The organism is Nocardia sp. NPDC050435, from assembly GCF_040655395.1.
Classification (GTDB): Bacteria; Actinomycetota; Actinomycetes; order Mycobacteriales; family Mycobacteriaceae; genus Nocardia.
Window position 1 is genome coordinate 274,490 of the sequence record NZ_JBFAJW010000011.1, and the last position, 13,490, is coordinate 287,979.

At 65.7% G+C, this 13,490-nt stretch carries 10 protein-coding genes; 9 read left to right on the top strand and 1 reads right to left on the bottom strand.

Features of this window, described 5'->3' with window-relative positions; all coding sequences use genetic code 11:
• Positions 1-11 precede the first annotated feature (11 nt).
• From AB0I43_RS31310 to AB0I43_RS31350, 9 genes are all read left to right on the top strand, one after another.
• Positions 12-1,436, top strand: a complete 1,425-nt coding sequence (locus tag AB0I43_RS31310; RefSeq protein ID WP_357433075.1) for a condensation domain-containing protein — start codon at positions 12-14, stop codon at positions 1,434-1,436.
• Positions 1,436-2,851, top strand: coding sequence for a fatty acid--CoA ligase family protein (locus AB0I43_RS31315; protein ID WP_357433076.1), 1,416 nt, complete (start codon positions 1,436-1,438; stop codon positions 2,849-2,851). The genes AB0I43_RS31310 and AB0I43_RS31315 overlap by 1 nt, the downstream gene beginning before the upstream one ends.
• Positions 2,844-3,986: a DegT/DnrJ/EryC1/StrS family aminotransferase gene (locus AB0I43_RS31320; RefSeq protein WP_357433077.1), complete on the top strand. Its 1,143-nt coding sequence runs from the start codon at positions 2,844-2,846 to the stop codon at positions 3,984-3,986. Before AB0I43_RS31315 ends, AB0I43_RS31320 begins: the two co-directional genes overlap by 8 nt.
• Positions 3,983-5,707, top strand: coding sequence for a beta-galactosidase (locus tag AB0I43_RS31325; protein ID WP_357433078.1), 1,725 nt, complete (start codon positions 3,983-3,985; stop codon positions 5,705-5,707). The genes AB0I43_RS31320 and AB0I43_RS31325 overlap by 4 nt, the downstream gene beginning before the upstream one ends.
• Positions 5,708-5,733: 26 nt before the next feature.
• Entirely contained in the window at positions 5,734-7,620 is a 1,887-nt protein-coding gene (locus tag AB0I43_RS31330) for an ABC transporter ATP-binding protein (protein WP_357433079.1), read from the top strand.
• The gene (locus AB0I43_RS31335; protein ID WP_357433080.1) at positions 7,617-9,395 is read left to right on the top strand and encodes an ABC transporter ATP-binding protein; all 1,779 of its coding nucleotides are present in this window, start codon (positions 7,617-7,619) and stop codon (positions 9,393-9,395) included. The genes AB0I43_RS31330 and AB0I43_RS31335 overlap by 4 nt, the downstream gene beginning before the upstream one ends.
• 149 nt (positions 9,396-9,544) lie before the next feature.
• The gene (locus AB0I43_RS31340) at positions 9,545-10,237 is read left to right on the top strand and encodes a PEP/pyruvate-binding domain-containing protein (protein ID WP_357433081.1); all 693 of its coding nucleotides are present in this window, start codon (positions 9,545-9,547) and stop codon (positions 10,235-10,237) included.
• Positions 10,227-11,258, top strand: coding sequence for a hypothetical protein (locus AB0I43_RS31345; RefSeq protein ID WP_357433082.1), 1,032 nt, complete (start codon positions 10,227-10,229; stop codon positions 11,256-11,258). The genes AB0I43_RS31340 and AB0I43_RS31345 overlap by 11 nt, the downstream gene beginning before the upstream one ends.
• Positions 11,259-11,270: 12 nt before the next feature.
• Positions 11,271-12,095, top strand: coding sequence for a phytanoyl-CoA dioxygenase family protein (locus tag AB0I43_RS31350; protein ID WP_357433083.1), 825 nt, complete (start codon positions 11,271-11,273; stop codon positions 12,093-12,095).
• On the opposite strand, the gene AB0I43_RS31355 is transcribed toward AB0I43_RS31350, so the two are convergent.
• Entirely contained in the window at positions 12,085-13,470 is a 1,386-nt protein-coding gene (locus AB0I43_RS31355) for an aldehyde dehydrogenase family protein (protein ID WP_357433084.1), read from the bottom strand. The two genes, AB0I43_RS31350 and AB0I43_RS31355, sit on opposite strands and share 11 nt — an antisense overlap.
• Between the last annotated feature and the right edge of the window lie 20 nt (positions 13,471-13,490).

A 13,490-nucleotide genomic window follows, 5' to 3' on the forward strand; every position in this document is an offset into this window, starting at 1 on the left:
AGGAGATACTTATGCCGGAGCTGTCCCCGGTGAAGCGCGCGCTGCTGGAGCAGTGGCGAACCGGTAGGCGCGTGACGTCCCCGCAAGATATCACCCGACACCCGGCCGGGAGCGCCACCCGCGGGTCGATCCAGCAGAAGGAACTCTGGAACCTCCATCAGCGCTCGACGGGGACGACCAGCTCGAACATCACCTTCGCGGGTACCGTGGCTGCCGCTCTCGACGCAGGTGCGCTCCGCGAAGCCGTCGCGGCACTCACTCGTCGGCACGAGATCCTGCGCACCACACTGTCGGTGGACGACAACGACACGGTCTGGCAGCACGTGCATCCCGAACCGTTGACGGAGCTCACCGTGACCGACCTGTCCACCCTCGACCCGCAAAAGGCTCTGGCGAGGGCGCGAGCACTGGCCAACGAGGCGGCGGCGAAGCCGTTCGATCTCAGCGCAGGCCCGCTGCTGCGTCCCGTGCTCTATCAGTTGGGGCCCGACCAGTCCATGCTGGCCCTGATCGTGCACCACGCGGTCGCCGACGGATGGTCGCTGGCGATAGCCATGCAAGAGATCAGCCAGTACTACGAGGCCTTGATCGATGCGCGACATCACCGGCCCGAGTCAATGTCCGTACAGTACAAGGACTTCTCAGAGTGGCAGTGGCGGTGGATGGACAGCCCTGAAGCGCTCGCGCACGCCCGTTACTGGGAAGACAAGATGTCTCAGCATGTCGCGACCTTGCTGCCGACCGACTTCCCCCGTGGCGAGAAGAAGGACCTGCGAGGTGGTCTGCTGGAACTGAACCTGACCGCCGATCTGTCCACGGCGGTGCGTGAGCTAGCTCAGCGCGAGCAGGCCTCGGTGTATATGGTCTTGTTTGCCGCTTTCGTTGTACTGCTGCGCGAACAGACGGATGAGGCCGTGGTGAGCATCGGCACGCCGGTGGCCGGGCGAAACCGGCCTGAGACGCACCAGCTGATCGGGTGTTTCGCCAGCATGGTGCCGACCGTGACCACAGTGGACGACCAGAAACCGTTCCGCGATCTGCTGCGCGTGGTACGAGCCGAGCTGGCGAATGCGGTTGCGTATGAGGAGTACTCGCTGGACATGTACCTCAACTGGGTCGAACCGGACCGGGATTTCGTTTCGAAGCCGATGTACGCGGCGATGTTTGGGATGCAGCCACCGATGCGCACATTCGAATTGGCTGGTGCCCGGGTGCGGCCGATAAACCTCGACCGGGGGGAGACCCGCACCCCGATCGCTGTTCACCTGTGGAACGCCGAACCGATGATCCACGGCACGGTGGGGTACGCCAGAGCGTTGTTCCGGGACTCCACGGTCGAATCGATGATCACGCGGTATGTCGAGATCCTCCGGTCGGCCACCGGTGATCCGGGCCGTCGGGTCCGCGATCTGCTCGTATCAGAGGTGGTGCGCTGATGTCCGCCGCCGCGCTCGAGGATCTCTTGTCTCGCAACGCGTCCCGCTTCGGTGAACGCGCGGCGATCGAGGGCTTCCACGACGGGCGATGGGAAATCATCTCGTGGATACAGTTCGCGGAAATGGCCGACGCAGCCCGGCGCAGGGCAGTAGGACTGTCCGGCACTGTCCTGTTCGCGCTGGACAACAGCGCGCCTGCGTTGGCGGCGCTGCTCGGACTGAGCTGTGCGGGAGTCACGCTGGTGGTGGCCGAGGCGGACAGTGCGCATCTGGCAGACCCACGGTCGGTCTTCCACACCACGGGTGCTCGACATCTGGTCATGCCGGGCAGTCGTCGCGCGCCCGCCGGATACGAGGTCGTATCCGCTGTGGATCTCACGGAGCCGGGCAGAGTTCCGCCGTACAGTGCCACGAACACGGTCGATGGTGTGGATCCCGTGATACTGCAGTCGACTTCCGGATCGACCGGCGAGCCGAGACTGGCTATTCAGACACTCGGGAACCTGCTCACAGGCTCGCGACTGTACGAGCGGATCTACTCGGTGACGCAGAGCGACCGGATTCTCGCTGCCGTACCCGCCGCGCACTCGTTCGGAATGGTCGCCGGCTTGCTCACCGCGGTGATGTCCGGAGGGACACTGGTCACGTTCAACGGGTTCAGCCCACGCGGGGCCCGCGAGGCGATCGAGCGGGGCGCGACGCTCGTGCTGGGCACACCCCTCGTGTACGAATTGCTGAACCGAACCACACCCGCCTGGTGTGGTGAAGTCCGAACCGCGCTGTCGTCCGGTGGACCGCTGCCAGCAGAGGTGGCGCGGGCCGCGAGTGCTCGGTTGGGTACGGCGGTGCTGCAAGCCTACGGGAGTACCGAGACCGGCCTGATCGCCTGCCAGTACCCGAGCGTCGAACCGTGGCCCGACGGTTGTGTCGGCGCACCCGCGCCCGGTGTGCGGCTCGAATTGTCCTCGGACGGTGAACTGTTCGCCTGGACCGGCACGATGTTTCGCGGCTACCACGGTTACCGCGCGGCGCCGCTGGACGAGTTCGGCTACCGGACAGGTGATATCGCCCGTCTCGACCAGGAGGGTCACCTATACCTGGTGAGCCGCAAGGACACGTTCATCAACGTCGGTGGTCGCAAGGTCAACCCGGTCCGGGTGGCGCGGATCATCGGTGAGCACCCGGACGTCGTCGACTCGGCGGTATACGGCACGGTCGCCCTGGGTGGTGAGGAGGTCACGGCCGCGGTGGTGCTGGCGCGCGGTGACGTGCCCGCACTGCTGGCCTACTGCCGGACACGCTTGGCCGCCTACGAGGTTCCTCATCGGGTGCATGTGCTGGACCGATTGCCACGCAATGGAATGGGCAAGATCGACCGGAGCAAATTGCCTGATGAGGAGCGAACGCGTGGATAACGAACAGTGGCGGGTCTGCCTGTCGGACACGACCGTTGGCGCGGAGGAAATCGCCGCTGTGACCGATGTTCTGACCAGTCGGTGGCTGTCGGTAGGCTCGGTCACCGGCGCGTTCGAGCAGGAGTTCGCCGAGGCGATGGGCAAGCCCGACGCCGTCGCCGTCAACAACGGTACCGCCGCTCTACATCTCGCGCTGCTGGCGTTGGGCGTCGGTCCGGGCGATGAGGTGATCATGCCTGCACTGTCGTTCGTGGCGGCTGCGGCGATGACCGTCGCCGTGGGAGCCACGCCGGTGTTCGCCGACGTCATCGCGCCGGACGACCTCACCGTCGATCCGGTCGATGTCGCCGCACGGATCACCAAGCACACCAGGGCGATCGTGGTGATGCACTACGGGGGCTACGCCGCCGATATGACCGCGCTGAAGGGCGTGGCCGCTCGCCATGGCCTGTTGCTGATCGAGGACGCAGCCCACGCACCACTCGTCCGGCATCAGGAAGGGATGCTCGGCGGTCTTGCCGACATCGGGTGTTTCAGCTTCTATGCCACGAAGAATCTGACCACCGGGGAGGGCGGCATGGTGGTCGCGTCCGATCCGGATGTCGCCGCCCGAAGCCGGGCGGCCAGGTCACACGCCATGACGACGTCGACTCTGCAGCGAGATCGCCTGGGCGCCCTGACCTACGACGTGACAGCGTTGGGCTTCAACTACCGCCCCAGCGACATTACCTCGGCGATCGGCCGTGCCCAGCTGGCGAAGCTGCCAGCGGACCGGATTGTGCGGGCCGCCTTGGTGGCCCGTTATCGTGAGCTGCTGACATCGGTGCCCGGCCTGATACTGCCGTTTGCCCGGCGGACCGACATCGACTGTGGGCATCACTTGTTCACTGTCGTCCTGCCGTCCGGGATCGACCGCGACGGATTCCGTGAAACGTTGCAGCAGGCCCGGATTCAGACTTCGGTGCACTACCCGCCGACGCATCGTCTGTCCTTCTACCGCGGCGATACAACGCTCTCCGTCACCGACGCGATCACCCACCGGCTCATGTCGCTTCCGCTGCACGCGCGGATGTCACTCGCCGACGTGGAGTATGTGGCGGAGCAGGTCTCGGTTGCCTTGGACTCGGTGTCGTGATCGGCGTCGTCTACCACCCGAGCACCGCCGGATGCCGGATCTGGCAGGACTGGGACGCAGGCGTGATCGACCGTGATCTCCGGCGCATCGCCGAGGCAGGGCTGCACGTCGTCCGAGTGTTCGTCTTCTGGCGCGATGTCGAACCGATCGAGGGCAGCTATGACGATACGGTGCTCGCCCGCGTGCGGGAGTTTGTTCGCATCGCCGGTACCCACGACCTGATGTGTGTTCTCTCGGCGTGCACGATATGGATGAACGGCCAGCGCCTCGATCTGCCTTGGCGACTCGGCCGCAGTCTCTGGCGCGATCCGACCATGCTGATCCGGGGCGAGCAGTACGTCCAGGCCGTCGCCGGCGCCCTCGCCGAACTGGACAACGTGTACGCCATCGATCTCGGCGATGAGATCGCGAATGTCGATCCCGCAGAGGTGGCCTCATTGCGGGCAGCGGATGTGACCAGCTGGCAGCGCCGCCTCGCGCAGGCAATCGTTCAGATCCTGCCGTCTACCCGAGTCACGCAGGCCAATGACGTATCCGGTGTACTGGGCACCTCGGTATTCGGCCCCGATACGAATGAAGGTCTCGACCTGCTGGCCGTGCACGGCTGGCCGTTGTGGTCACCGGGGACGATCGAGTCCACCGCCGCGTACAAAGCCAGCCAGTTGCCGGGGTTCCTGGTCCGATATGCCCGCGCCTACGGCCCGGTGTTGCTCGACGAGATCGGTAGCTACGGCGTGAGCGAAAAGGTCGCCACTGGATATCTGCGGGCCGCGGTCGCCTCGGCCCTCGGGGCGGGAGCGGAGGGAGTGATCGCCTGGTGCTGGCAGGACATCAGCTCGGTGGCCGAGCCGTATCACTTGCGGCCGGGGGAGCGCCGCGTGGGATTGATCGATGTGGCCGGCGTCCACAAGCCGCGACTGGCCGCGCTGCGGGACGCGTCAGCGCTCGCGGACTTCCGGCCGGATACCGCGGACACGGGCCTGTACATACCGGAGTTGGCCCGGCAGCGGTCCACGTCGTATCTCGACGTCGAGGGCGTGAACGTCGGCGCTTTTTATGCGCACATGCTGATGCAGCGCGCGCACATTCCGTACGAGGTCTTCACCGGCCGGAGCCCGGGTCGCGATTACCGGCTGGTAATCGTGCCGTCGGTGACCCGGCTCACTCTTGCCGACCGAGCCGTGCTCGAGCGCCTCGCCGAGCGTGGCGCGACCGTATACCTCTCGGTGGCAGACCATGTGCACGGTTGGCCGGATGAGGACTTCGCTGGGGCTGGGCCGTGCGACTTCAGTCTGCTCACCCCGACCGCGGCTGGACTGACCTGGAACGGTGAGGTGTGGCCGATACCCGTCGACGGGCTGGGGCCGCGGCGGATCATCGTCGAACCGGGCAAGGCCGAGGTGATCGCGACGTTCGCCGATGGCACTGCGGCGTGCACGCTCAACCAGGTCGGAGCCGGACAGGTGATGGTCTGTGCTGCCCCGTTCGAGCTGATGCTGGACCGGCCCGGACGCCTGGAGGAGCTTGCGTGGCACGGTTTCTACCGACGGATCGCGGAGCTTGCCGGACTGCATCCGCCCGACCTGGAGCCCGAACTCGAGGTCGTCACCGGTGGACCACTGACCCTCTTGATCAACCACGGCGCCCGGCCGCTGGCGGGGATAGCGGCCAAAGGGTGGGCACTTTTGCGCAACGGTCGAACCGTGTATCAGTGTGGCTGAACACATTTCGTGTGAGGAGGACGGTTATGAGCGCTGTGCTTGCGAAGGCTGCGGGCCGGCTGCGGGACCGCTGGTGTGCCTGGGCGCGACTCGCCGCGTCGCTGCCCAGAGCCGGTGTGCCGTTGCTCGTCCTGGCGTCGCTGGTCGCCCTCGTCTGCGGTCTCTTGCCGATCACCTTCATCGTGTCCATGGGATATGTTCTCAGTGAGCTCGCCGCTGCTCCCGGAGCCGATGGAGCGGATGCGTTGCGGGCCCTCAGCGGCACGCTGGCCCTCGCCCTTGGTGCTTTTGCCCTGCAACAGCTCCTCGGCCCGCTGCAGGCCATCCTGACCGATCTGATCAGGCGGCGGCTGGACGGAGCCGGTATCGCCGAGGTGATGTCGTCGGCGATTCGCGCCCCGCTGGCCAGGACCGAGCAACAGGAAACGATCACCCGGCTGACCACCACAACGGTGAACTTCCTCTACCTCGGGCTGACCGCAGGCCGAGGCGCCGCCGCGCTGTTGCCGATGATCACCAGATACGTGGATCTCATCGCGGCCGTGGTGGTGATCGGCGTGACCATCTCGTGGCTGGTCGCGATCCTGCTCGCGCTGGCCGCGCTGGTCATCCGATTCGCCCGCCGCGGCTCGCTCGGCCGGTACTCGCGGATGTGGAGTGCGTTACGTGGTGACCGGCAAAAGCTTTTCTACCTGCAGTCGATCGGAATCGACGACGAGTCGGCGAAGGAGATGCGCGCCCTGCGCCTGGCGCCTTGGCTGACCGAGCGTCATCAACGTGACAGCCAGGCATACCTCGATCCATTGTGGAGCGGCCGAAGGCGGCTCTACTTCGCTCCTTTCATCAGGTACTCCGTTTTCGGCTGGTCGGTCGCCGCGCTGGCCTTCGCTGCGATCGCGTGGCAGACCAGTGGTGAGGCCGAAGTGCTCGGTCTGGCTGTGGCCGTCCAGGCTGTACTGGTACCGCTGCGCTTCGGCGCGAACTTCATGGACAGCGACACCGAGACTCAGTACGGCTTGCAGGCAGCGACGGACCTTGCGGACCTGCATCGCGATCTCGCGGGCCCACCGGAAGAGCCGCGAAGGCGGCTCGCGCTCTCGGCGCCGCCGACGATCCGGTTCGAGAAGGTCACGTTCGCTTATCCCGACAGCGACCACACGGTGCTCAGCGGTATGGATCTCACGTTGCCGTCCGGGACCGCCACCGCCGTGGTCGGGATGAACGGCGCGGGCAAGACCACGTTGGTCAAACAGCTGTGCGGCCTGTACGTGCCCTCGGCAGGCCGGATCACCGTCGAGGGTCAGGATCTGCGGGGCATCGACCTACCTGATTGGCGCAGGCACGTCGCAGTGATCCTCCAGGACTTCGTGCAGTACGAGACGACGTTGCGGGACAACGTCTTTTTCGGGGCCCCAGGGTATCCACTCGATGAGGAGGCGCTCTCGGACGCCATCGAGCGGGCCGGTGCGCGCGGCATCGTCGAGGGACTCTCAGCCGGGCTGGACACGATCCTGTCGCCGGCCTACGAAGGTGGTGTCGGGCTCTCCGGCGGGCAGTGGCAACGCCTTGCGCTCGCCCGCGCCCTGTACGCGGTGAACATGGGTGCGCGGTTGCTGGTGCTCGACGAGCCCACCGCGCAGCTGGATGTTCGGTCGGAAGCCGCATTCTTCGACCAGTTCCTGAACCTGACCGAAGGATTGACCACTCTGGTGATTTCGCACAGGTTCTCCACCGTGCGCCGGGCCAGTGCGATCGCGGTGCTGGCCGACGGCCGGGTCACCGAGTACGGCGGTCACGATGAGCTGATGGACCTGGACGGGACCTACGCCGAGATGTTCCGGTTGCAGGCCGACCGGTTCACCGACGATGTCCCGGCAGACATCGCCGCAGCCGCCCGTAAGGATGGCGCATGAGGGCGTTTCGAAGCGTGCGCGCGCTGCTCACCTTGGGACTGAGGCTCGACCGGAGACGGTTCATCAAGGTCGTGCTACTCATGGCCGCCCGCGCCGCTGCGGCTCCGCTGATTGCCGTCGGGCTGGCCTGGTTCGTCGACGCGGCACTGGGCGGGGACACCGGCCGCGCCGTGTGGGTCGGGGTTGTCCTGGCTGCGCTCGTGGTGATCGATTTGACGTTCGAGCACTTCGCGCACCTGTCGTACTCCGAACTCGGCGAACTCGCCCACCGAACATTGCACGAGGAGCTGTTCGCGCTGGCCAACGATACTGCCTCGCTCGAGCGCCGGGAACAGTCCGACTACGCCGACAAGTTGCAGCTGGCCAGGGAAGGCCTGGGCTCGACGCTATTCGCGTTCAAATCCGTGTTGCAGTTCTGCGGCCTGCTCGTTCAGCTCGTCATCACCACCTATTTGCTGGCCGCGCAGGATCCCGTGCTGATCTTGTTGCCGCTGCTGGCTTTCGGACTCGTGGTGACCAGCCAGTCCGCCCATCGAGTCCGGCAGCGAGCCGAAGAGCGGGGTGCGAAATTCACCCGCCAGTCCAATCATCTGCTCGAACTGGCCACGTTCTCGTCATCGACGCTGCTGGAACTGCAGATGCTCGGCTTGGAGGACGCGATCATCGCCCGGCAGCGTCTAGCCTGGGACCGCGCCACGGCCAGCAGGTGGCGTGGCCAGCTCACCGCTGCGCTCATCCAGTGTGGCGGCCAGTTGGTCTTCATTGCCGCTTATGCCGGTGCGGTCCTGCTCGTGCTCTGGGAGGTCGCCGCGGGCCGTGCGACCGTCGGAGTCTTCGTGCTGGTGCTGGCGCTCACCGTGCAAATGAGCGGACAGGTCATCGCCTTCGTCGACCTGCTGACCCAACTGCAACGGTTCGGCGTCACCCTCGAGCGGGTGGACTGGCTCAGGGGGCTTGGGGCGGTCGGCAGTCCTGCGGGTCGTCGAGTCGCGATCGCAGGCCGACGGGGAATTCGCCTGGAGGGAGTGGCATTCCAGTATCCGGGCCGGGAGACACCCGCGGTGCAGGACATCACCGTAGACATCCCGGCCGGATCGGTGGTGGCCCTGGTCGGTGAGAACGGCGCGGGCAAGAGCACTTTGGTGAAGCTGCTGTGCGGGATGTACACGCCCACTGCGGGCAGGATCATTTACTCGGACGGCACCGAGGTGACACCTTCGTCCGGCAACGAAGGAATTCGTGACCGGGTCAGCTGTATGTTCCAGGACTTCGCGCGGCTTCAGTTGAGTGTGCTCGACTCGGTAGGTGTCGGCGAGGTACGCGACCAGGGCCCGCAACAGGTCTGTGCGGCCCTATCGGCTGCGGGCGCGGACGAGTTCGTGGCGAGCCTGCCGAATGGGCTGGCGACGAACCTGGGCACGCGGTACATCCCGGGTTACGAGCCGTCCGGCGGGCAATGGCAGAAGATCGCGCTCGCCCGTGCGCTGATGCGACCCGATGCCGAACTGGTCGCCTTGGACGAGCCCGCCGCAGCGCTCGACGCCGCAGGGGAGCACGCGCTGTTCGAACGTTTCACCGAAACCGCACAGCAGACCACCGATCGCGCCGGGATCACGCTGTTCGTCTCACATCGCTTCTCGACCGTCCGGATGGCCGACTACATTCTCGTGCTCGAAGGCGGCCGGATCACCCGGGCGGGACGGCATGAGGAGCTGATGCATACCAGCTCGGTCTACGCCGACCTGTACCAGCTGCAAGCTCGCGCCTACACGTAATCGCGTTGTCCTCCACGCAAAGCGTACAAAGCAATCGTCTCCACAGGAGGGTGCATGCACACCGTCGAACTGGGTCACACCCCGGCTGTCTGGGTGAACGGAACGCCGATGCCGCGTAGGGCCGGTGTCCACGGGGCAGATCCGTGCTCGTGATCCCGCTGGCCCGAGCTCACGACATATCGGTGGTCGGCGGAAAGGCGGCCCGGCTGGGCGAACTGATTCGACTGGGCGTGCCCGTTCCGGCCGGGTATGTGGTTGTCGACCACTTCGAGGACAGCGTGCTGAGTGGATACCCAGCAAGCCAACGGTTTGCCGTGCGTAGTTCGGCGTCGGTGGAGGACTCACGGCACGCGAGTTTCGCCGGACAGTTCCGGTCTGTTCTGGATGTCGAGCGAGCCGCGGTTCCGGCCGCGATCGTCGCGGTACGGCAGTCTCTGTTGAACACGTCGGCGGCCGCCTACGCCCGCAGTCGCGGGATACGCCTGCCCAGCAGTCTTGCGGTGATCGTGCAGGAACAACTTCGGCCGATCCGGTCGGGCGTCTGCTTCACCGTCGATCCGGTCACTGCCGCCGCCGAACTCGTCATCGAGTACGTCGACGGTCTGGCGGACCTGATGGTGAGTGGCCATATCGATCCGCTGGCGACCGTCCGCATCTCCCGCGCGGCACCCGTGCACGAAGAGCTGGGTTCCGTGGCCCGGCTGGTACTCGAGGTGGAACGGTTGCTCGGGGACGGCCCACAGGACATCGAATGGGCGATCGATGCGGCAGGTGTGTGGATCCTGCAGAGTCGCCCAGTCACCACGTTGGCCGAATCGGAAAGGGTGCCGAATGATCGATGAGTTCCTCGACGCCGTCGGTGTGGCGTTCATCAACGCGGGACAAATCGTGCCGTGGCCGATGCATGTGGCCCAGATCGGCCCGTTCTTCGGCGACCTGGAAGCGGCTGATCTCGTGCGCAGGTATCTGTCCGCCCGCGCCGGGGGCGTCCCAGCCGGCGAGCTGGCCAAGCTCTATCCCAGCACCAGTTCAGCGAAGTCGCTGATGCTGGACCTCGTACCGGGCATGAAGGTCGCGGGGATCCCTGCGACCGACAGAGTCGCGTTCGTGACCGGGATACTGGCGGGGGCCGCGGAGCTCGAGACAGGGGACGTTCTCTGCCGAGACGGCGGGCACCGGCTGCTCGGTGCGGAGGAAGTGCAGCGCCTGGCAACGGGGCCGGGGTGGGTGAGCGGGCCGGATCCGGCCCGCTCCGCGTTCACCCTGTCCGGTGCAGCCCAGGCCCTGGTGTGGTCTGTGCATTTCTACGGCTGGACCGATATTTCGTTCGTCATTCACGGGCCGTACCAGGTCGGCAACCAGATCATGATCGTTCGGGACTTCTTCGATCTCGAACCGCGAGAGTTGTGGCCGGACCTGCCAGGCCCGGCGTGCCGCGAGTTGCGGGTTCTGTCGCTACACGACGCCACCGATACGTTCCGCATTGATATCTTCAATCACCTGCTGCACGAACGGCCGCTGCTGGAGTCCACTCGAGCAGTGCGGATCGTCGTGGACGGCCATGACGTGGCGGGCGACGAGCGACCGGCGGTGCTGCGCAAGGAGTTGGTTCACCTGGTGCGACAGCAGAAGACGGCGATCGGACGACTGTCCGAACGCGAAGTTCTCACCAAGTTCGTGGAGAGCAGGTACTACGCGATGCGCACGTGGCGCACCCGGGACGGGGACGCGTGGCAGCCGCCACCGGAGGTCTACGACCGGATCGCCCGGCTGCCCATTCCGCCGGCGCCAACCGATGACGACGATGAATGGGAAGTACTGCGAACCATTTTCGATCCCAGAGTCGACCTACCAGCGAACTAGACAGGACAAGTCGTGCAGATTACTCAACGAACAGCCGTGCTGAACGCCGACGCGGTGGCCACGTACCGGCGCACCGGATTCTTCCTGGCCGCCGGATTGCTGCCCGCGGACGTCGTGGGTGAGCTCTCGGCCGCCGCGGCGGGGATCCTCGCCCAGGACAGCCCGCGCCGGATCACGGAGCGCGATGGCGTCACGGTCCGCTCGGTCTATGGTCCGCATCAGACCGATCCGGTGGTCGCACGGGTGTGCCGACGACCGGAACTGGCCGGGGCGGCGATGGACCTCCTCGGTGAGGACGTATATATCCATCAGTCGAAGGTCAATGTGAAGGCGGCGTTCGTCGGTGACCAGTGGGAGTGGCACCAGGACTACATCTACTGGCTGAAGGACGACGGAATCCGAACTCCAGATCTGGTGAACGTCGCGGTGTTCTTGGACGAGGTGACCGAATTCAACGGTCCGCTGACCTTCGTTCCCTGTTCACACAACGAAGGTGTACTCGCCGCAACGGAGAAGCACGGTGTGCCGGTCGGTTACGAGGATGCCCCGCAGTGGGTGTCGACGCTGACCGCGGACGAGAAATACCGGGTCCGGCACGACGTGATCGCCCGACTGGCCACAGCGCACGGGTTGGTGAGTCCGAAAGGACCCGCCGGATCGGTTTTGTTCTTCCACCCCAACATATTGCATGCTTCCTCGCCCAACATCTCGCCCTTCGGGCGAACCACGCTGATCACCGTCTACAACGCCGTGAGCAATCCGCCGACCAATACCGGCAACCCACGTCCGGACTTTCTGGCCGCGCACGGCACCACGCCGGTGCGGATCATTTACTAGCGCCGATATTGGTCACCTGCATGCGGGTGTATTCCAGCAGGCCCCAGTATCCGTATTCGACACCGATCCCCGAATTCTTCATACCGCCGAACGGGACGTTGTGCCGCAGATCCCCATGCGCGTTGATCCAGACGGTGCCTGCTTCGATCTCCTGCGCCAGCGTGACGGCTTGTTCGGGATCGCCCCAGATCGACGCTCCCAGGCCGAAATCGGTGCCGTTGGCCGCAGCCACGGCATCTTTCAGGTGCGTATAGCCGAGCACGGGGATGACGGGGGCGAACTGCTCCTGCATCTCCAGGTCGGTTTTTGCGGGAAGTTCGGTCACCACTGTGGCGGGGTAGAAATTGCCCGCGCCGCAGGTGGGTGTCCCGCCAGTCAAAACCTTGCCTCCGGCGCTGGTCACGAGCTGGGTGACCCGGTTCACCTGAGCCGGATCGGTGAGCGGTCCGTGCGTCGACTCGGGATCCATGCCATGCCCCATCCGCACCTCGGACGCCAAATCCGCGAGCATGCCAGCCAGTCTGACCCGGTCCTGATCTGGTACGTAGATCCGCTTGACGGCGGCGCAAAACTGCCCGTTGTTGATCGTCGACAGCGCGAACAATGCCGGGGCGACATCGCCGAGTGGGGTACCCGGGAGCACGATGGCCGGATCGTTGCCGCCCAGCTCCAGTACGACGCGACGCAGTCGCGCTCCGGCTCTCTGCGCGATCGCCTTGCCGACGTCCACCGACCCGGTGAACGACACGAGATCGATCCCTGCGTGATCGGTGACCGCCGGTCCGAGAGCGGAATCGCCGGATACTGCGTTGAGTACTCCAGGCGGTAAAGTGGCCGCGAGCAGGGAGACCATGCGCAAGGTGGACAGGGGCGTCAAAGGGGACGGCTTGACCACGACGGTATTGCCCGCGAGCAGCGCGGGTGCGATCTTGCAGACCGACAGAATGATCGGGAAGTTGAACGGTGTCACCGCGGCGACGACACCGTGGGGTACTCGGCGCATGGTGATGCCGTCGTCGAGCACTTCACCGCCTGGATCTAGATCGGCGGTATGTCCGAACCACGATGCTGACAGGTCCACTTCGGCTAGTGCCTGGGCAAAAGGTTTTCCCTGCTCCCTGGTCAGCAGTTCGGCCACTTCGTGCCGATGGGCCGCCAGGATGTCACCGCAGGTTCTCACGTAGGCGCGCCGTTCGTTCAGTGAGCGTGCGGCCCATTCCGGGAACGCCGCGCGGGCAGCGCGGATTGCCTGGTCCAGCTGCCCCGGGGAGCAGACCGGGCTGTGCGCGAACACCTCCCCGGTGGCCGGATCGGTCACCGGGGAGGTGTCCGCGGTGCCGGTGGGCTCGCCGCCGATGGTCATCAGCACGGTCACGATCGCTCACTTTCCGTCTA